The organism is Azospirillum rugosum (genome assembly GCF_017876155.1).
Taxonomy (GTDB): domain Bacteria; phylum Pseudomonadota; class Alphaproteobacteria; order Azospirillales; family Azospirillaceae; genus Azospirillum; species Azospirillum rugosum.
Genome location: NZ_JAGINP010000006.1, coordinates 70,550 through 87,721, shown reverse-complemented (window position 1 = coordinate 87,721; position 17,172 = coordinate 70,550). Strand labels below are relative to the sequence as shown.

Sequence of the window (17,172 nt, the reverse complement as noted above, 5' to 3'; positions counted from 1 at the left end):
CGGATTTCACGGATTTGAGCGCGGATTTCACGGAAGATTATGCTTGCTGAGCCGTGGCTGATCGAAAAGCCCTGGCTGAGCCAAGATCAAAGAAAAATCCGTGTCATCCGTGTCAAAATCCGTGCAATCCGTGAAAACCCTGTTGCCCGCAACGGAGCGACACCCCGTCACTTCGGCTTGCCGTCCCCGCTGCCTTCGTCCTTGCGCGGCTTGATCTCCCCCTGGCCCTTCTCGATCTTGCGCGCGTTCTCCTCCAGCTCCTCCTTGTGGGCTTCGGTGAAGGGGTTGCGCGGGGTCGGCAGGATGCGGTCGTTCATGGTCTCGTCCCGTTCGGTTGCCACTCGGTTGCCATTCGGTTGTATGATCTCGAACCATGCAGCCTTTCGAGGGTTCCCGGCTGAAAAAGCCCACTAGGCACCCCCGGAGCTTTCCGTTAAAGAGTCCGCCAATGTCCACCCTGACGAACGGCTCTCCCGTGCAGAACACCACCCGCGACGAGTGGCTCGCCAAGGCCCGCACCCTGTCCGAAGCCCTGCCCTACATGCGCCGCTACGCCGGGCGCACCTTCGTCATCAAGTACGGCGGCCACGCCATGGGTGACGACAGCCTGGCGGAGAGCTTCGCCCGCGACATCGTCCTGCTGAAGCAGGTCGGCATCAACCCCGTGGTCGTGCACGGCGGCGGGCCGCAGATCGGGCAGATGCTGCAGCGGCTGGCGATCAAGTCGAGCTTCATCGACGGCCTGCGCGTCACCGACAAGGAGACGGTCGAGGTGGTGGAGATGGTGCTGGCCGGCTCCATCAACAAGCAGATCGTCGCCGCCATCAACAACGCCGGCGGCCGCGCCGTCGGCCTGTCGGGCAAGGACGGCAGCCTGATCACCGCGCGCAAGCTGCGCCGCACCCAGCGGGACCCGGACAGCAACATAGAGAAGGTGCTGGACCTGGGCTTCGTGGGCGAGCCGTACCAGGTGAACCCGTCGATCATCACCTCGCTGGCCCAGTCGGACATCATCCCGGTCATCGCCCCGATCGGCTTCGATCGCCAGGGCGACACCTACAACATCAACGCCGACACCGCCGCCGGGGCCGTCGCCTCCGCGCTGGGCGCCACGCGCTTCTTCCTGCTGACGGACGTGGCCGGCGTGATGGACAAGAACAAGGACATCATCGCCAAGATGTCGCTGGAGCAGGCCCGCGCGGCCATCGCCGACGGCACCGCGACGGGCGGCATGATCCCGAAGATCGAGACCTGCATCGACGCCGTCGAGCAGGGCGTGGACGCCGCCGTCATCCTGGACGGCCGGGTGCCGCACGCCCTGCTGCTGGAGATCTTCACGGAGGGCGGGGCCGGCACGCTGATCGGCCGCGAGTAAGACCGGCCGCGGGTAAAATCGGCCGCGAGCAAAATCGGAAGGGGCCTTCATGTCCGACGTCCGCAAGGAGTTGCTGCGCCAGATGAAGGCCATCCGCGAGCGGATGGACCCGAAGCTGCTGGAACGCGCCAAGCTGTCCGTCTTCGGCAAGGTCCCCTTCGACCGCGATTCCGCGAAGGAGGCCGTCGGCCACTTCCTGGACTCCCGGAAGGACGGCGGCGCCTTCCGCCGCAAGCTGGAAGCCGAGCTGCGCAAGGACGGCGGCCCCGCCGAGCTGGACCTTCCGGCAAAGGCGGATGAGGCCCCCCCGCCGAAGCCCCGCCGCGTCGGCCGCATCGTCTGACGGCGGCGCTCCGGCATGCTGCACGCATTCGTCAAGGACGGCGGCACGCTGCGCTGGTCCAAGGAGGCCGAGCAGGACGCCGAGCAGAATGGCGGCCCGCTTCCGGCCGCGACCACCTGGATCGACCTGCTGAATCCCACACCGGAGGAGTTGGCCCGCGCCGAGGCGCTGATGGGCGTGGCCCTGCCGACGCGCGAGCAGATGGCGGAGATCGAGGAATCGAGCCGCCTGCGCATCACCCCCGGGGCCGTGCACATGACGGTGATGGCCCTGCTGTGGGCGGACACCGACCGCCCGAGCATCGTCCCGGTCAGCTTCGTGCTGGCCGGCGGGCGGCTCGCCACCATCCACCCCGTCGATCCGCAGCCCTTCCTGGCCTTCCGCCGCCGTGTCACACGCAGCGGATGCCCAGTGGCGAAAGGGGCGGCGACCGGCGGCGAAGCGGTCCTGGCGGCGCTGGTCGAGGCCATGGTGGAGCGCACGGCCGGCGTGCTGCGCCGCGTCGGGCTGGAACTGGACACCATGAGCAGCCGCGCCTTCCGCGGCCGCGCCCTGCCCTCCCGCACCGAGAAGAGCGACGACACCCGCACGCTGAAGCGCATCGGCCACACCGGCCATCTGGTCGGCAAGGCGCATGTCAGCCTGGCGAGCCTTCACCGCATGCTGACCTTCCTCGCCCGCGGGGAGGGCTGGACCGCCGCCAAGCCGACCCGGCGCTGGGCGCGCGCGACCCTGCAGGACGTCGTGGGGTTGAGCGAGTACGCGCGCTTCCTGGCGGGCAAGGTCGGGCTGCTGCTGGACACCACGCTGGGCCAGATCAACGTCGAGCAGAACGAGATCGTGAAGATCGTCTCGATCCTGACGGTGGGCCTGTTCCCGCCGACCCTGGTCGCGACCGTCTACGGCATGAACTTCGCCGGCATGCCGGAAAAGAGCTGGGAGTGGGGGTACCCGCTGGCCATCCTGCTGATGGTCCTGTCCGCCCTGCTCCCGATGCTCTATTTCCGGTCGCGGCGTTGGTTGTAAAGCCGCCCTGGGGGGGGCGGCGCTGGTTGTAGCCGCCCCGGTTACCAGCCGCTGAACAGCGTTTTGAAGGGGATGTGCAGATAGCCGCCGGCCGTGTTCACGCCCGGATTCTTCCGGGTGATGCCGGCGTTGGAGATGTGCGACAGGTAGGCGGACACGCGCATCTGGTTGTCGAACTCGTAGCCGACCTCGATCTGGCTGCGGAATTCCAGCGCGGAGCCCAGGTTCTTGCTGCCGCCGCGCCGCCAGAAGCCCAGGCCGACGCTCGGCGTGACGACCACCGGCCCAAGCTTCAAATCGGCCAGGAAGCCGCCGCCGCCGTACAGCATGCCGTCGATCGTGGTTTCCACGCCCAGCCAGGGGTGGATCTGCGCGTAGGGTTCGGTGAAGGGCAGCAGGGAGTAGCCAAAGCGGTATTCCAGCCGCAAATCGAGCGACCGGTTGCGGGGCGTGTCCGTCGACTCCTGGAAAACGATGGAGTCATAGGCCCCCACGCCGAAGCTGACCAGATCGGGGGAGGAGGCCGCGTGCACGCGCCCTGCGAAGGGCATGCTCAAAGACAAGGCAGAAAGAGCAGCAACCACCAAGTATTTTCGGATCGCGCGCATGAAGCCTCCCAGTCTCGACCGCGAAGCAACATGAGTGTTATTTGTCCGCGAATGAATTGCGCCGATGGTGGTATGACCCCGGCGCAGAAGCAGGGCGAAACATCTACGCCGTTCGGGTTTCGGCCGCAGCCTCCCCGTGGTGCGTGGCCTCCCGGGCCTCGCGGCTTTCTGAAAGTTTCTCGCGCGTCGTTAAAAACTTTTCTTTTACCTCAAGCCATTCCTTCAGGATTTTTCCCATCGCGAAGACGAAAAGCCCATGCGCCGTGGTGACCTCCACGCCGATGAAATCCTCCAGCATGGTGTCGAACAGTTCGAGCACCGCCGTCAGCAGCAGGAAGGCGGAAACAGCGATTTGGGCGAAGGAAGGCCATTGGGACAAGCGCATTGCGCGAACTCCGGGCGCGAGGATCCGCTCAGGACGATCAAGGAGCGGACATCATACGCGCGGCATGGCGCAACCTCAACGTCATCGTCCCCATGGGTTGTGCAGAGGCAGCCTCAGGCCAAGGACAGGAGGATGGACCAGCCGAGAAGCACGGCGTTGACCGTCAAGGTCACCGACATGCCCGGCGCGCGGGCGTAGGGATGGGCGAGGTAGCCGGCCCAGAACAGCAGGCGCCCCACCACGAACAGGATGGTCGCCACGGTCGCCGCCCCGAGATCCGGCAGGGGAGCCTGCGCCACCAGCGCGGCCAGCGCCGGCAGGAAGATCAGGGTCTGCTCCACCGTGTTGCTCAGTACGCGCTGGCTGACCCGGTGGAACCGCGACTCGGGATCGTCGATGGGGTTCAGGGCGACCGACCGGGTCCGCGCCAGCATGACGCCGCCCACGGCCAGGAACAGGACCAACGCCGGCCACAGGGCCAGACGCGCCCAGAAGGCCATGCGCGCGCCGGGGTTGGCGATCCCCTCCGGCGGCGCGACGATCGCGGACAGCAGCCAGAAGGCCGCGAGTGCCAGCGCCACGGCCGTCAGGTTGACGGTGGCCGCCAGCCCCAGAAGACGGGTCTTCCTGCCGGCGGCCATGGCGCGTCCTCAGCCCAGGCCCTTCTGGCCCATATCGAGGAACTTTTGGCGGCGCTGGGCGCGCAGGGCGGCGCCGTCCAGCCCCTCCAGATCGCGCAGCGACTCCTCGATGGCGTCGCCGAGCGCCTTCACCGTCTCCGCCGGGTCGCGGTGGGCGCCGCCGATGGGCTCGCTCACCACCCGGTCGATGACGCCGAGTTCCTTGAGGTCCTGGCTGATCAGGCGCAGCGCGATCGCCGCCTCCCCCGCCATGTCGGGGTTGCGCCACAGGATCGACGCGCAGCCCTCCGGCGAGATGACGGAGTAGATGGCGTGCTCCAGCATCAGCACCCGGTCGGCCGTCGCGATGGCGATGGCGCCGCCCGAGCCGCCCTCGCCGATCACCGCGGCCACCATGGGCACGGCGAGGCGCAGGCAGCGCTCGATGCTCTTGGCGATGGCCTCGGCCTGGCCGCGCTCCTCCGCCTGGACGCCGGGGAAGGCGCCGGCGGTGTCGACCAGCGACACGACGGGCAGGTTGAAGCGGTCGGCGAGGTCCATCAGGCGCTGGGCCTTGCGGTAGCCCTCGGGCTTCGCCATGCCGAAGTTGTGGCGCACGCGCGTTTCCGTGTCGTGCCCCTTCTCCTGGCCGATGACCACCACCGAACGGCCGCGGAACCGGCCCAGGCCGCCGATGACCGCGCGGTCTTCGGCGAAGGCGCGGTCGCCGGCCAGCGGCGTGAAGTCCTCGATCAGCCCTTTCACATAGTCCAGGCAGTGCGGCCGGTTGGGGTGGCGCGCCACCTGCACCTTCTGTGCGGGGGTGAGCTTGGCGTAGGTCTGCCGCAGGAGCTTGTCGACCTTGGTCTGCAGCTTGGTGACCTCGTCGGCGATGTTGATGTCGCCGGCGTTGGTCAGGTGGCGCAGCTCTTCGATCTTGCCTTCAAGCTCGGCGATCGGCTTTTCGAATTCGAGGAAGGTTTGCATGCCGGAAGGATCACGGACCGATATAGATAGGACGCGGACGTCGCGGACCGGCCTTGGTAGCACGGTGCGGCGCGGCGACGCCACAGGTTATCGCGCGGCATTATGCCCAAAAACGCGGCGCCCCTAAAGCCGATGGCCGAGAAGCCGATGGCCCAGCAGCCGGCGCCCGAAGGCGACCAGCAGCACGCCGGCGACGATCACCGCCGCTCCGCCCCAGATCCAGGCGGAATAGCGCTCCCCGAAGACCAGCGTGCCGGTGCCGAGCCCCACCGCCGTCGCCACATAGCCGATCTGGCTGAGATAGACCGGCCCGGCCACGACCTGGAGCCGGAAATAGAGGATGTAGGTGAAGGCGGTCACCGCGATCTGCAACGCGGCGAGGCCCGGCGCCAGCCAGAGCTTCGGCAGATCCCCCACCGCCCCGGTGGCGAGCAGGGCCAGCGCCACCCACGCCGCGCCGCCGAGCATGGTGCCGGCCGCCAGCGCCAGCGGCTTCGCCCCCGGCGGCCAGGCGGCCGTGCGGTAGATGTTGCCGGCCGCGACCGAGACCGGCATCAGGAAGGCCAGCGCCATCCAGCCGGCGAGGTCCGGCGACGGCAGGCTGCCGCGCGGCCCCACGATCATCAGCGCGCCGGCGAAGCCCAGCCCGATGCCCGCCGCCCGCCAGCGGTCCGGCCGCTCGATGCCCACCGCCGTGGCCAACAGCAGGGTCAGGATCGGCGGCAGCGTGTAGACGACCGACGACAGGCCGGCGCCCAGCGGCGGCATGACGAAGAACAACACCACGTTGGGCAGCGCCACGGACAGGAAGCCGGACACCGCGAAATAGCGCAGATACCGCCCGGTCAGCGGCACCGGCGCCCCCTTGGCCCGCGCCAGCGCCGCCAGGATCGCCCCGGCGCCGAACATCATGGAAAAGGCCCAGGGCAGCGGCGGCACGCCCGCCGCCTGGGCGAACTTCGTCGCCGGAACGATCGCCCCGATCAGCCCGCCCGTGGTGAGCAGGAGCAGAAGCGATTCGAGGCCGTGGGAGGAGCCGCGCGGGGCTGGCCGGGCGGCGGGGGAGGATGCGGACACGGGAGCGCTTCGGGTCATCCCGGCCGCCGGGCGGGTTGCTGGTTCCGCCGCCAGCCATCCTCCAGGTCTTCGGGAAAATCCGGGCTCAAGGTCTGGTCGAGGGTGAACGGATTGCCTTCCGGGAAGCGATCGGCCGGCAAATCCGTCTCGCGGGCGGCTTCGCGGCGGGCAAGCTGGTAGGCCTTGTCGAACAGGACCGGGAGCTTCGGCGCGAGGCTCGGGTTTTCCTCCAGCGCCAGGGCCGCGTTGTCGCGCTCGCGCTGGATGGTGTTGCGCCAGCTTCGGGACCGGCGCTCCGGCTGTTCCTGCCATTTCAGGAGGTGAAGAAGGATCAGGCGCAGGCAGCTCCGCAGCCGGTCCGCTTCGCTGCGGCCCATGCTCTCGATCTCCTCGGCGAGGTTTTCGACGTCCACCTCGGACAGCTTGCCGGCACGCAGAAGCCCGGCCTGCTCCTGCGTCCAGCCGTAGAAATCGTCCTCATAGGCGGCGGCGTTGCGTCCCATTCCCGGCCTCCGGTTTATGGCCTCCCGGCTCAGCGGGATATGGTAACGGCCGAACCGCCGCCCAAGGAAGCCCCCGCTCACACCCCCTGGGCGACGATGTGGTCGTAGGCGGGCAGGGTCAGGAAGTCGACGAAGTCCTTGCGCTCCACGAGGTCGCGGAACAGCACGGCGGCCTCCTCGTACTGGCCGACGTCGAAGGCGGCGGCGCCGACGCGGTCCTTCCAGGCGGCCAGTTCCTCGTCGATGACGGCGTCCACCAGCTCCATGGTGACCGGGCGGCCGTCGTCGAGCGCCGCGCCGTGGTGAAGCCACTGCCAGACCTGGGTGCGGCTGATCTCCGCGGTCGCGGCGTCCTCCATCAGGTTGAACAGCGGCACGCAGCCGATGCCGCGCAGCCACGCCTCGATGTAGCCGATGGCGACCGCGACATTGTTGCGCAGTCCCTTCTCCGTCTTCGGCCCGTCCGGCACCGTCAGCAGGTCGGCGGCGGCGACGGTCACGTCGGTGCGCTTGCGGTCGATCTGGTTGGGGGTGGGCATGTAGGTGTTGAACACCTCCATCGCCACCGGAACGAGGCCGGGGTGCGCCACCCAGGTGCCGTCGTGGCCGTTGGACACCTCCCGCTCCTTGTCGGCGCGGACGCGGGAGAAGGCCGTCTCGTTGGCCGACGGATCGTCCTTCACAGGGATATAGGCGGCCATGCCGCCGATGGCCGGGGCGCCGCGCTTGTGGCAGGTCCGGATCGCCAGCAGGCTGTAGGACTGCAGGAAATGCGTCGCCATGGTGACCTCCGCCCGGTCGGGCAGGACGGCGGCGGGGTCGTTGCGGAACTTCTTGATGAAGCTGAAGATGTAGTCCCAGCGCCCGCAGTTCAGGCCGGCGGAGTGGTCGCGCAGCTCGTAGAGGATCTCGTCCATCTCGAAGGCGGCCAGGATCGTCTCGATCAGCACCGTCGCCTTGATGGAGCCGTGCGGGATCTTCAGGTAATCCTCGGCCAGCGTGAACACCTCGTTCCACAGCCGCGCCTCGAAATGGCTTTCCAGCTTCGGCAGGTAGAAATAGGGGCCGGAGCCGCGCTCCAGCAATTCCCTGGCGTTGTGGAAGGCGAAGAGCGCGAAGTCGAACAGCGCGCCGGAGATCGGTTCGCCGTCCAGCAGGACGTGCTTTTCCTCCAGGTGCCAGCCGCGCGGGCGGACCTTCAGCACGGCGGTCCTGTCGTTCAGCCGGTACTTCTTGCCGGTAGCCGGGTCGTCATGGCTGATCGTCCGGCGCACGGCGTCGCGCAGGTTGATCTGCCCCTCCACCTGGTTGGTCCAGGACGGGCAGAGCGAGTCCTCGAAATCGGCCATGAAGACCTTCGCGCCGGAGTTCAGCGCGTTGATGATCATCTTGCGCTCCACCGGGCCGGTGATCTCCACCCGGCGGTCGAGCAGGTCGTGCGGCAGCGGGGCAATGGTCCACTCCGCCTCGCGCACCGCGCGGGTCTCCGGCAGGAAGCCCGGCTTCTCCCCCCGGTCCAGCAGGGCCTGCCGCTTGGCGCGCACATCGAGAAGGCGCAGCCGCTCCGACCCGAAGCGCCCCTCCAGCTCCGCCAGGAAGGCCAGCGCCTCCGGCGTCAGGATGGCGTCGAAGCCCGGCTTGATCGGACCCAGGATCTCCAGACCGGAAATGGTCGTGCCCATGCGTGTTCCCCCCGAACGGAGCGGCGCGTCGTTGCGTGGCCGCTCAACACCAGTTGGCCAATTGGCCCAATTGGTTCAGGGATATACCACAGCGGAGGGGGTCGAACCAATGGCGCATCGCACGGATCGGTCGTGCCAAGCGGTCGCGGCGTAACACTATTGCGTACGTACGGTCTTCCGCCGCGCCAGGGGGTGGTGCTCGTGCACGACCTGTTTCAACCGTTCCGAGACCACGTGCGTGTAGATCTGGGTGGTGGCGATGTCGGCGTGGCCCAGCATCTTCTGGACGGAGCGCAGGTCGGCGCCGCGGTCGAGCAGGTGCGTGGCGAAGGCGTGGCGCAGCACGTGGGGGCTGACCTTCTCCGGGTCGATGCCCGACTCGATGGCCAGCTCCTTCAGCAGCTGGGCGAAGCGCTGGCGGGTCAGGTGGCCGTTGGTGGAGCTGCGCGACGGGAACATGAAGGCCACCGGCCCGCCCTCCCGACCCGCGAGGATGAAGTGGCTGCGCCAGGGCAGGTAGGCGGCCAGCGCGGCCGAGGCGGGCTCCGACAGCGGGACCATGCGCTCCTTCCCGCCCTTGCCGCGCACGATCAGGCCGCGCCCGTCGCGCAGGATGGACGCCATGGGCAGGCCGACCAGCTCCGACACGCGCAGGCCGGTGGCGTAGAGCACCTCCAGCAGCGCCACCAGCCGCAGCCCCTCCGGCCCGCCGCGGGTCTGGGCGGCGTCGATCATGCGGGTGACCTCGTCCACCGTCAGGATCTTGGGAAGCGGCCGGCCCTGCTTGGGGCTGTCGAGCGCCGAGGCCGGGTCGTCCTGGCGCCGCCCTTCCGACACCAGGAAGCGGTAGAACTGGCGCATGGCCGACAGGCGCCGCGCCACGGTGCGCGGGGCGGCCGGCTTCTGGTCGCCGCCGCCGGCCGCGTGCTGGTAGGCCAGATAGCCGCGCAGGTCCTCCGTCCCGGCCTTGTCCAGCGGCAGGCCGCGCTGGGCGAGCCAGAGGCCGAGGTCGGCGAGATCGCGCTCGTAGGCCATGCGCGTGTTCAGCGCGGCCCCGCGCTCCGCCGTCAGCATGTCGAGGAAAGCGTCCACGTGCGGCGACGCGGCGACCGGCCTCGGCTTGCAGGGGCGTCCGCGCCGCTTGGCCCCGGTGCTGTTGGCGGGGGGCTTCGTCTGGGTCGTCTTTGGGGGCATTCGGGTCATCCAGCCAGGGCTGCGGCGGCTTCGCGGGCGACGGCGCGGGCGTCGGCCTCCAGGCCCACGGCGCGCAGGCCCGCCACCACACGGGCCACCACCACGGGCGAGGCGGCGGCCGGCCCACCCTCCCCCAGCAGCAGAAGGGCGGCAAGCACGGTTTCCCCGGTCCGGCCGGCGGCGGAGGCGTCCTTCAGCCGCTCCCACAAAGCGGGGTTCGGAAGCATGGGAGTCATTTGCGCCGCAGGGGCCTCGCCGTCGGCGGCGCGCAGCCAGGCGTCGTCCGGCACCGTCACGCCGACCGCCTGCAACAGGGCGAGCTGGCCGGCGACTCGCGCCCGGGCCGCGGCGTCGGCGCCGCGCAGCGCCTCGTCCATCCAGCCGGCAAGACCCATGTTCCCCGCCGGGGCGCCGCTGGCGATTACGGACAGCGGCCACAGCCGCGCCACCTCGGCCGTCGGCCGGCCGCGCAGCGCGAGGTCGTGCCAGCGCCGGCCCGCGTCGGCGCGGCCCAGCGCGAAATAGAGACGCGCGGCGGCCGGGGCCAGCGCCGCGGCGTCCGGGGTCGGCGACACGGTGTCGAGCATCCCCGCCGCCGCGGCCCCCAGCGGACCGGCCAGCAGCGGCGCGTCCACGAGGTCCACGGCCAGCCGCGCCAGCTCCACCCGGCGCCGGCCGTCCATCGCGGCCAGGAAGGCCCGCTGCACCAGCGCCCGCGTGCGGGCGGAGCGGTCACGGGCCGCCATGTCCTTCAACTGGACCGGATCTTCGCTGTTGGAGGGGCCTTTGGAGGGAACCGCGTGGTAGGCGTCGGCCAGTTGGCGCGCGTCCAGGAACAGGGCCGCGGCGGCGCGCTCGGCGGCGGTGACGCGGGTCGCGGGGTCGGTCGCCGGGCTGGTGGCCACGGCGGCGAGGCGCGCCGGGTCGGTCAGGGCCAGGACGTCGGGCGGCGCGCCGAACTGGAGCGCGCGCAGGGCCGCCAGGGTCACCGGGCCGGGATCCTTCAAGCCGGGCAAGCCGCGCAGCGCGGGCGGCGGGCCGCCGGCCATCGCCTCCGCCAGGGCCGGGAACAGGCGGTCGCCGCCCGGCTGCTCCCGCAGCATGTCGAGCGCGAGGCCGGCGTCCGAGGCCTCCGCCGCCTTTCCGGCGCGCAGGCGGCAGAACAACTCCACCCGCTGCCAATAGGCGCCGGCAAAGGGCTTGGCACGCTCCTGCGCGGCGGCGCAGTCCAGGGGGCCGGCGAGCATTTGCGCGTCGGTCAGGGCGCGGGCGGCGCCCTCGTCGGCCAGGACCTCGGGCAGCAGGGACGCCAGGTCGGCGGCACCGCGCGGGTCGCCCATGGCCGCCAGCTTCTCCACCCGCAGGGCGCCGAAGCGGCGCGGCGGGGCGGGCTCGCCCGGGGCCGCCTGGGGCGAACCGCGGCTGAGCAGGAGCCGGCGCTGCAGTTCCTTGACGGCGGGCGACGGGGTGGCGACGGGCAGTTCGGGCAGAAGGCGCAGCAGGACGGCGCGCGGCAGGCCCTGCCAGGGGTTGCCGCCCAGGCCCCGGGCGCCGTCCAGCGTGCCGGCCCCGTCGGGGTCGAGCGGCCCCAGCGTCTCCACCTGGATCGCGGCGGGAGGCGCCACCTTGGGCACCACGTCGAAGGACGGGGGCTGGGGTGCCGGCGGCTCCACGAGCGTCACGGGCGGCGGCGGAACGGCAGCGGGGGGTGCTGCGGGCGGCAGCACCGGCACCAGCCGAATCGGCGGGCCGACGCGGCTGTCCTGCGCGAGCGCCGGCGCTGCGATCGAAAAAGCGGTCGAGACGGCGAACGCACCGGCGGCCACGACGGTGAAGGCCGCGGGCCGGCGCGGTCGCCCGGCGGTTATCCCGGCGTCAGCGGGGGAACCGCTCATCCGGAATGACCTTTTCCACCGTCTTCGACGGTGCCGGCATGTCCCAGGACGCGAGGAACGCCATGCCGCCGCCGACAACGAGCAGAAGCAGGACGAAGAGTACGGAAATGACCCGGCTCATGGTGATCGGTGACGTGTTTCTGTGGAAGGAACGGCGGCGCTGTATCACGGTCTGCGTCCGTGCGGCTTGGGACAAGGATGCGCTTCATGCTAAAGCATCGCGAACCCGTCCGCGCCGCTGACCCGATGGTCGATGACCGCAGGACGTACCACCTTAGACGCACGGCACGGTTCGGCGCAACAACCGGTCGTGCGGCAGGTCTGGATTTGGACGCCGGTATCAGGGATTTCGCAACGTCATGACCGCTCGCGCACCGTCACACACCCCGCCTCAGAGCCCGCCTTCAGGCCCGGCGAAGACCCTGCCGAAGACGGTCGTGCTCGTGGGCCTGATGGGTGCGGGCAAGAGCGCCATCGGCCGGCGCCTGGCCGCGCGCCTGCACCTGCCCTTCGTCGACGCCGACACGGAGATCGAGGCGGCCGCCGGCTGCACCATCGCGGAAATCTTCGCCCGCGACGGCGAGGCGGTCTTCCGGTCCGTGGAGCGCAAGATCATCGCCCGCCTGCTGACGGAGCAGCCCGTGCACATCCTGGCGACCGGCGGCGGCGCCTTCATGGACCCGGAGACGCGCGCGATGATCCGTCGGCACGGCCTGTCGGTGTGGCTGCGCGCGGAGCTGGACGTGCTTCTGGCGCGCACCGCCCGGCGCACCCACCGGCCGCTGCTGAACTCCGGCGACCCGAAGGAGATCCTGCAGCGGCTGATGACCGCCCGCTACCCCGTCTACGCGGAGGCCGACCTGACGGTGATCAGCGACGAACGCCCGCCGGAGGCGACGGTGGAGCAGGTGCTGGACGCGCTGGAGGCGCATTTCGGCATCGCCCTGCGGCACAGCGGTCATCAGGGCGGCCACCACCGACACCACGCCGCCCATTCCTCCGACAAGACCTGACACAGCACGGACCGGGACCCGACCATGACCACTTCCGTCACCGACACCGTCCGCCTCGACCTCGGTCCGCGCAGCTACGACATCCTGGTCGGCGACGGCGTGCTGGCCGACGCCGGCCCGCGCATCGCCGCGGTCACCCGGGGCCGGGCCCCCATCGTCGTCACCGACGAGAACGTCGCGCCTCTGCACCTGCCCACGCTGGAACGCACCCTGCGCGAGACCGGCGTGGAGCCGACCCAGGCCATCGTCCTGCCGGCCGGCGAGAAGACCAAGGACTTCGCCCATTTCGAGCGGCTGATGGACGCCATCCTGGAGCGCGGGATCGAGCGGTCGGCCGTGCTGCTGGCGCTGGGCGGCGGGGTGATCGGCGACATCACCGGCTTCGCCGCGGCATCGGCGCTGCGCGGCATCGACTTCATCCAGGTGCCGACGACGCTGCTGAGCCAGGTGGACAGCTCGGTCGGCGGCAAGACCGGCATCAACAGCCGGCACGGCAAGAACCTCATCGGCGCCTTCCACCAGCCGAAGCTGGTCATCGCCGACACCGCCACGCTGGACACGCTGCCGCGGCGCGAGGTGCTGGCCGGCTACGCCGAGGTGGTGAAGTACGGGCTGATCCGCCTGCCCGACTTCTTCGCGTGGCTGGAGCAGAACGGCCCCCGCGTGGTGGCCGGCGACAGCGACGCCCGCCGGTACGCCGTCACCGCCAGCTGCCGCGCCAAGGCCGACATCGTCGGCGTGGACGAGCGGGAGAGCGGCGACCGCGCGCTCCTGAACCTCGGCCACACCTTCGGCCACGCGCTGGAGGCGGCGACCGGCTTCGGCGCCCGCCTGCTGCACGGGGAGGCGGTGTCCATCGGCATGGTCCTGGCCTTCGACCTGTCGGTGCGGCTCGGCCTCTGCCCCGCGGCGGACGCCGACCGGGCGCGGGCGCATCTGGCCGGCGTCGGCCTGCCGGTCCGCCCGACCGACGTGCCGGGGGTGGAGTGGGACGTCGACGGGCTGATCCTGTCCATGGCCAAGGACAAGAAGGTGAAGGATGGCCGCATCACCTTCGTGCTGGTGCGCGGCTTGGGCGACGCCTTCACCCTGCGCGACGTCGAGCCGGCGCAGGTGCGCGCCCTGCTGGAGGATGCCGTTTCCGGGAATTGACGCGCGGGTATCACAACCGGATGCCTTGACCGCTGGCTGAACGAACTGTCAGAATTCCCTATCGTCTCGATTCGCGCCCTATCGGGCGCCGAGTCGCTGCCCAACGAGGGAGTAGAGACATGCCGAATCGCAAGCTCATGCCCGACGTCATCAAGGACCAGCAGCTCGCAACCCTCCCGCCGGACGCCACCGCCCGCGACGCCGCCGTGCTGATGGCGGAGCGGCGGGTGGCCGCCGTCCTGGTGACGGAAGGCCGGCTGCTGAAGGGAATCGTCACGGAGCGCGACCTGACCGCCCGAGTCGTCGCCGCCGGCCGCGACGCCGCCGCCACGCGCCTTGCCGAGGTGATGACCGCCAACCCCGACACGCTGGGGCCGAACGCCCGCGCCATCGAGGCGCTGGAGCTGATGGAGCGGCGCCATTACCGCCACCTGCCCGTCACCGCCGACGGGCCGGACGGCGGCGCGGTGCTGGGAATCGTGTCGATCCGGGACCTGTTCGCCGTGGTGCGCGCGCATCTGGAGGACGAGATCCGCGACCGCGAGGCCTTCATCTTCGGGTCGAACTATTCCGTCGGCATGTCCCCGTGATGGGGTCCGGCTGATGGAACCCGGATGATGCTGCCCAGTTGATGTTGCCCAGTTGATGTTGCCCAGTTGATGCTGCAATGCGGCGGGGCCGGCTTGACCTGAACGCTGGCCCCGCCGATATTCCTTCAACCCACAAACACGCCGTCCCAGCAAGACGGCCTCTGCCAAGAAAACGGGCCGGTTTGCATCGAATCGGCCAGGACCACCCGAGACCAGAGAGCCCCATGCCGCTGTCCGAACCCGCCGCCCGCGAGCCGATCCACACCCGGGAGGTCACCTGCCGGGGCTTTCGGCGGGCCGACGGCCTGTGGGACATCGAAGGCCACCTGACCGATGTGAAGGCCTACGAATTCACCACGGAGCAGCGCGGACAGATCCTGCCCGGCGACCCGGTGCACGGCATGTGGATCCGCCTGACGGTGGACGACAGCCTGACGGTCCGGGCAGTGGAAGCGGTGACGGAGAAGAGCCCCTACCGCACCTGCGGCGCGGTGCTCCCGAACTTCCAGCGCCTGGTCGGGCTGAAGATCGCCACCGGCTGGACCCGCGCCGTGAAGGAGCGTCTGGGCGGCGTGCAGGGCTGCACCCATCTGGTGGAGCTGCTGGGCCCGGTCGCGACCACGGCGTTCCAGACCATCTACCCGATCCTGGCCCGCGAACAGGCGGCGAAGGCGAAGAGCGGCGAAACGGGCGAGGCCATGCTGAGCACCAAGCGGCCGGTCCTGCTGAACACCTGCCACATCTTCGACAGCAACGGCGAGGTCGTGCGCAAGAACTGGCCCGACCACTACACCGGCGGTACGGAAAAGGCGGCGGAAGCGGCCGACTGACCGCCTCCCACCGCCTTTTGGTCCGTTTCGCCCGTTGGTCCCGGCGCCGGGCTTGCGACTCGCCCGGGCTACGATTCGTAGGTCGCGCGCGAAACGTCGGTGAAGCCCATGGCCGGGAAGCCCGGCGGCGCCGCGATCGCCTGGGGGCCGGCGTCGCCCGCGGGCTGGTCGAGATCCTCCTGCTGCGGCAGTTCGAACGGCGTGCCGACGAAGGGGTCGCCGCCGCCGTGGCCGGCCCGCACATGGCCGTCCTCGGTGCAGGCCCGCCGGAAATAGGCGGCGATGAAGACGCGGACCGCCGAGGTCAGCGTCACCTCCACGCTGTCCGCCGCCAGGCCCTTGCGCCGCGCCTGCTCGTCCAGCCGCTCCTTGATCTGGGTGCAGAGCTTGTTGACGGTCAGCCCCTCGCGCCGCGCGATGTCCTCCAGCGCGTCCCACATGGACGGTTCCAGCCGCATGCTGGTGCGATGGCCGCCCACCATGATGTTCATGCTCTTCAGCGGCTCCACCCCCAGGCTGGGTATGGTGCTCACCCGCTTCTTCGGCCCGCGCTTCGCCATCCGCCGCTCTCTCCACGAAGCCGCCGGTGACGCGCGAGGGGTGCGTCGGTCACGGCGCGATAAATGGTTGCATGTGCCGCACTGTACTAAATACCGCGAGAATTGCAACCATAGCCGCACTCAAATTATGCTGACCGGAGAGAAAAGGACTCCCGATGGTTGCACGCATATGTATGCATTTCCGATGGCCGCTTCCGCTGCCGCTTTGACGGCGGCGAAAGCGGTCCCGGTGCCGTTCTAGTCGGCGTTGTTACCGGTTGGCCTCGTCCGGCGTGAGCGTGGTCAGGCCGAGCGCATGGATGCGTTCCGCCATTTCTTGGGCGAGCAGGCCGTAGACCATGCGCTGCCGCTCCACCCGCGACTTTCCGGCGAAGGCGGCGGAGACGATGGTGACGTGGAAGTGGGTTTCCCCTTCCGGGCGGGCCCCGGCGTGGCCGGCGTGGCGGCCGGACTCGTCGGCGATGTCCAGCGTCTCGGGGGCCAGGGCGTCGGTCAGCTTCTGGCGGATGCGGGTCGCGTATTCCATGGCGGGGATCCTGGACGGTGTCCTGCGGTTGGGTGCGCCGCTGAGGAGGGACCACGGCCGAGCCCGTGTCAAGGTTTCCGGCGGTCTTTCCGCGTCATGGGACCCGCCCCTTGCGTGCGCTTGCCAGAGTGGGTGCCTCTTCCCATACTTGCCTGATGACCAAGCAGCGCCCTCGTTACGACTTCAGCAGCTTCTCCCGGCCCCGCACCGCGACGCGCGCGTGCGACCATCCGGGCTGCGAGAGCGAGGGCGAATACCGCGCGCCGAAGAGCCGCACCCACCTCAACGACTACTACTGGTTCTGCCTGGACCATGTGCGCGAGTACAACCGCGCCTGGGACTATTACGCCGGCATGAAGCCCGAGCAGATCGAGGAGGAGGTCCGCCGCGACACGACGTGGCAGCGGCCCAGCTGGCCGCTCGGCTTCTGGGCGGTGCAGGAGAAGTTCCTGCGCGACCGCGCCATGCACGGCTTCAGCTTCGAGTTCGGCCGCGAGGCCGGCAAGGGCCAGTCGGAAGAGCAGAAGCAGCGCCGCCAGGCCGCCCGCACCGCGGAGGAGGAGGCGCTGGTGGTGCTGAACCTCAGCCCGCCGGTGGACTTCCCGCGGATCAAGGCCCGCTACCGCGAGCTGGTGAAAATTCACCATCCCGACGCCAACGGCGGGGACAAGGCGGCCGAAGAGAAGTTGAAGGAGATCAATCAGGCCTACAACACTCTAAAAGCCTGCTATGGTGTATGAACCCTGACGGTTGGGCCGGATCCGTTCGGCCGGGCCGCACCCGACCACAGACACTCGCTGGAACGA

The 17,172-nt window shown here is 69.9% G+C and carries 21 protein-coding genes; 8 read left to right on the top strand and 13 right to left on the bottom strand.

Annotated elements, in window-relative coordinates:
- Window positions 1-167: 167 nt before the first annotated feature.
- Entirely contained in the window at window positions 168-317 is a 150-nt protein-coding gene (locus tag J2851_RS10150) for a hypothetical protein (protein ID WP_209766156.1), read from the bottom strand.
- Between the two features lie 131 nt (window positions 318-448).
- Here J2851_RS10150 and argB point away from each other — a divergent pair, with 131 nt between their 5' ends.
- From argB to J2851_RS10135, 3 genes are read left to right on the top strand one after another with little or no spacing between them, the layout of a single operon-like run.
- Entirely contained in the window at window positions 449-1,375 is a 927-nt protein-coding gene (argB, locus tag J2851_RS10145) for an acetylglutamate kinase (protein WP_209766155.1), read from the top strand.
- A gap of 49 nt (window positions 1,376-1,424) precedes the next feature.
- A complete protein-coding gene (locus J2851_RS10140) occupies window positions 1,425-1,718 on the top strand; it encodes a hypothetical protein (protein ID WP_209766154.1) in 294 nt (97 codons plus the stop codon).
- 15 nt (window positions 1,719-1,733) lie between these two features.
- Window positions 1,734-2,744 (top strand): magnesium transporter CorA family protein, encoded by a 1,011-nt coding sequence (locus J2851_RS10135; protein ID WP_209766153.1) that lies wholly within the window; start codon window positions 1,734-1,736, stop codon window positions 2,742-2,744.
- Window positions 2,745-2,785: 41 nt separating this feature from the next.
- On the opposite strand, the gene J2851_RS10130 is transcribed toward J2851_RS10135, so the two are convergent.
- From J2851_RS10130 to J2851_RS10085, 10 genes are all read right to left on the bottom strand, one after another.
- Entirely contained in the window at window positions 2,786-3,295 is a 510-nt protein-coding gene (locus tag J2851_RS10130) for an acyloxyacyl hydrolase (protein ID WP_209766152.1), read from the bottom strand.
- 160 nt (window positions 3,296-3,455) lie between these two features.
- Entirely contained in the window at window positions 3,456-3,737 is a 282-nt protein-coding gene (locus J2851_RS10125) for a hypothetical protein (RefSeq protein ID WP_209766151.1), read from the bottom strand.
- Window positions 3,738-3,850: 113 nt separating this feature from the next.
- Complete coding sequence (locus J2851_RS10120; RefSeq protein WP_209766150.1) at window positions 3,851-4,378, bottom strand: MAPEG family protein; 528 nt, start codon at window positions 4,376-4,378, stop codon at window positions 3,851-3,853.
- 9 nt (window positions 4,379-4,387) lie between these two features.
- The gene (locus J2851_RS10115) at window positions 4,388-5,344 is read right to left on the bottom strand and encodes an acetyl-CoA carboxylase carboxyltransferase subunit alpha (RefSeq protein ID WP_209766149.1); all 957 of its coding nucleotides are present in this window, start codon (window positions 5,342-5,344) and stop codon (window positions 4,388-4,390) included.
- 123 nt (window positions 5,345-5,467) lie between these two features.
- The gene (locus tag J2851_RS10110; RefSeq protein WP_209766148.1) at window positions 5,468-6,421 is read right to left on the bottom strand and encodes a DMT family transporter; all 954 of its coding nucleotides are present in this window, start codon (window positions 6,419-6,421) and stop codon (window positions 5,468-5,470) included.
- A 14-nt stretch (window positions 6,422-6,435) separates the two neighbouring features.
- Window positions 6,436-6,924, bottom strand: a complete 489-nt coding sequence (locus tag J2851_RS10105) for a DUF29 domain-containing protein (RefSeq protein ID WP_209766147.1) — start codon at window positions 6,922-6,924, stop codon at window positions 6,436-6,438.
- 77 nt (window positions 6,925-7,001) lie between these two features.
- Window positions 7,002-8,606, bottom strand: coding sequence for a malate synthase A (aceB, locus tag J2851_RS10100; RefSeq protein ID WP_209766146.1), 1,605 nt, complete (start codon window positions 8,604-8,606; stop codon window positions 7,002-7,004).
- 156 nt (window positions 8,607-8,762) lie between these two features.
- Entirely contained in the window at window positions 8,763-9,800 is a 1,038-nt protein-coding gene (gene xerD, locus J2851_RS10095; RefSeq protein WP_209766145.1) for a site-specific tyrosine recombinase XerD, read from the bottom strand.
- Window positions 9,801-9,805: 5 nt separating this feature from the next.
- A complete protein-coding gene (locus J2851_RS10090; protein WP_209766144.1) occupies window positions 9,806-11,695 on the bottom strand; it encodes a hypothetical protein in 1,890 nt (629 codons plus the stop codon).
- A complete protein-coding gene (locus J2851_RS10085) occupies window positions 11,676-11,816 on the bottom strand; it encodes a hypothetical protein (protein ID WP_246500552.1) in 141 nt (46 codons plus the stop codon). The genes J2851_RS10090 and J2851_RS10085 overlap by 20 nt, the downstream gene beginning before the upstream one ends.
- Before the next feature lie 238 nt (window positions 11,817-12,054).
- On the opposite strand from J2851_RS10085, the gene J2851_RS10080 reads away from it, so the two are divergent.
- The 4 genes from J2851_RS10080 to J2851_RS10065 all read left to right on the top strand — a co-directional run bounded on the left by J2851_RS10080 (window position 12,055) and on the right by J2851_RS10065 (window position 15,280).
- A complete protein-coding gene (locus tag J2851_RS10080) occupies window positions 12,055-12,708 on the top strand; it encodes a shikimate kinase (protein WP_209766142.1) in 654 nt (217 codons plus the stop codon).
- Window positions 12,709-12,732: 24 nt separating this feature from the next.
- The gene (gene aroB / locus J2851_RS10075) at window positions 12,733-13,860 is read left to right on the top strand and encodes a 3-dehydroquinate synthase (RefSeq protein WP_209766141.1); all 1,128 of its coding nucleotides are present in this window, start codon (window positions 12,733-12,735) and stop codon (window positions 13,858-13,860) included.
- A 119-nt stretch (window positions 13,861-13,979) separates the two neighbouring features.
- Window positions 13,980-14,450, top strand: coding sequence for a CBS domain-containing protein (locus J2851_RS10070; protein WP_209766140.1), 471 nt, complete (start codon window positions 13,980-13,982; stop codon window positions 14,448-14,450).
- A 224-nt stretch (window positions 14,451-14,674) separates the two neighbouring features.
- On the top strand, window positions 14,675-15,280 hold the full coding sequence (locus J2851_RS10065) for a DUF2889 domain-containing protein (RefSeq protein ID WP_209766139.1): 606 nt from the start codon (window positions 14,675-14,677) through the stop codon (window positions 15,278-15,280).
- A 68-nt stretch (window positions 15,281-15,348) separates the two neighbouring features.
- Here the strand turns inward: J2851_RS10065 and J2851_RS10060 are convergent, their stop codons facing one another.
- Together J2851_RS10060 and J2851_RS10055 are read right to left on the bottom strand one after the other, a co-directional pair.
- Window positions 15,349-15,840, bottom strand: coding sequence for a ribbon-helix-helix domain-containing protein (locus tag J2851_RS10060; protein WP_209766138.1), 492 nt, complete (start codon window positions 15,838-15,840; stop codon window positions 15,349-15,351).
- A gap of 250 nt (window positions 15,841-16,090) precedes the next feature.
- A complete protein-coding gene (locus J2851_RS10055; RefSeq protein ID WP_209766137.1) occupies window positions 16,091-16,366 on the bottom strand; it encodes a BolA family protein in 276 nt (91 codons plus the stop codon).
- 155 nt (window positions 16,367-16,521) lie between these two features.
- Here J2851_RS10055 and J2851_RS10050 point away from each other — a divergent pair, with 155 nt between their 5' ends.
- Window positions 16,522-17,106: a J domain-containing protein gene (locus tag J2851_RS10050; protein WP_209766136.1), complete on the top strand. Its 585-nt coding sequence runs from the start codon at window positions 16,522-16,524 to the stop codon at window positions 17,104-17,106.
- Window positions 17,107-17,172: the final 66 nt, after the last annotated feature.

Bases quoted from the DNA above. Each gene is read 5' to 3' on its own strand.
- J2851_RS10150 (WP_209766156.1), bottom strand. From the start codon at position 317: ATGAACGACCGCATCCTGCCGACCCCGCGCAACCCCTTCACCGAAGCC.
- argB (WP_209766155.1), top strand. From the start codon at position 449: ATGTCCACCCTGACGAACGGCTCTCCCGTGCAGAACACCACCCGCGAC.
- J2851_RS10140 (WP_209766154.1), top strand. From the start codon at position 1,425: ATGTCCGACGTCCGCAAGGAGTTGCTGCGCCAGATGAAGGCCATCCGC.
- J2851_RS10135 (WP_209766153.1), top strand. From the start codon at position 1,734: ATGCTGCACGCATTCGTCAAGGACGGCGGCACGCTGCGCTGGTCCAAG.
- J2851_RS10130 (WP_209766152.1), bottom strand. From the start codon at position 3,295: ATGCCCTTCGCAGGGCGCGTGCACGCGGCCTCCTCCCCCGATCTGGTC.
- J2851_RS10125 (WP_209766151.1), bottom strand. From the start codon at position 3,737: ATGCGCTTGTCCCAATGGCCTTCCTTCGCCCAAATCGCTGTTTCCGCC.
- J2851_RS10120 (WP_209766150.1), bottom strand. From the start codon at position 4,378: ATGGCCGCCGGCAGGAAGACCCGTCTTCTGGGGCTGGCGGCCACCGTC.
- J2851_RS10115 (WP_209766149.1), bottom strand. From the start codon at position 5,344: ATGCAAACCTTCCTCGAATTCGAAAAGCCGATCGCCGAGCTTGAAGGC.
- J2851_RS10105 (WP_209766147.1), bottom strand. From the start codon at position 6,924: ATGGGACGCAACGCCGCCGCCTATGAGGACGATTTCTACGGCTGGACG.
- aceB (WP_209766146.1), bottom strand. From the start codon at position 8,606: ATGGGCACGACCATTTCCGGTCTGGAGATCCTGGGTCCGATCAAGCCG.
- xerD (WP_209766145.1), bottom strand. From the start codon at position 9,800: ATGCCCCCAAAGACGACCCAGACGAAGCCCCCCGCCAACAGCACCGGG.
- J2851_RS10090 (WP_209766144.1), bottom strand. From the start codon at position 11,695: ATGAGCGGTTCCCCCGCTGACGCCGGGATAACCGCCGGGCGACCGCGC.
- J2851_RS10085 (WP_246500552.1), bottom strand. From the start codon at position 11,816: ATGAGCCGGGTCATTTCCGTACTCTTCGTCCTGCTTCTGCTCGTTGTC.
- J2851_RS10080 (WP_209766142.1), top strand. From the start codon at position 12,055: ATGACCGCTCGCGCACCGTCACACACCCCGCCTCAGAGCCCGCCTTCA.
- aroB (WP_209766141.1), top strand. From the start codon at position 12,733: ATGACCACTTCCGTCACCGACACCGTCCGCCTCGACCTCGGTCCGCGC.
- J2851_RS10070 (WP_209766140.1), top strand. From the start codon at position 13,980: ATGCCGAATCGCAAGCTCATGCCCGACGTCATCAAGGACCAGCAGCTC.
- J2851_RS10065 (WP_209766139.1), top strand. From the start codon at position 14,675: ATGCCGCTGTCCGAACCCGCCGCCCGCGAGCCGATCCACACCCGGGAG.
- J2851_RS10060 (WP_209766138.1), bottom strand. From the start codon at position 15,840: ATGGCGAAGCGCGGGCCGAAGAAGCGGGTGAGCACCATACCCAGCCTG.
- J2851_RS10055 (WP_209766137.1), bottom strand. From the start codon at position 16,366: ATGGAATACGCGACCCGCATCCGCCAGAAGCTGACCGACGCCCTGGCC.
- J2851_RS10050 (WP_209766136.1), top strand. From the start codon at position 16,522: ATGACCAAGCAGCGCCCTCGTTACGACTTCAGCAGCTTCTCCCGGCCC.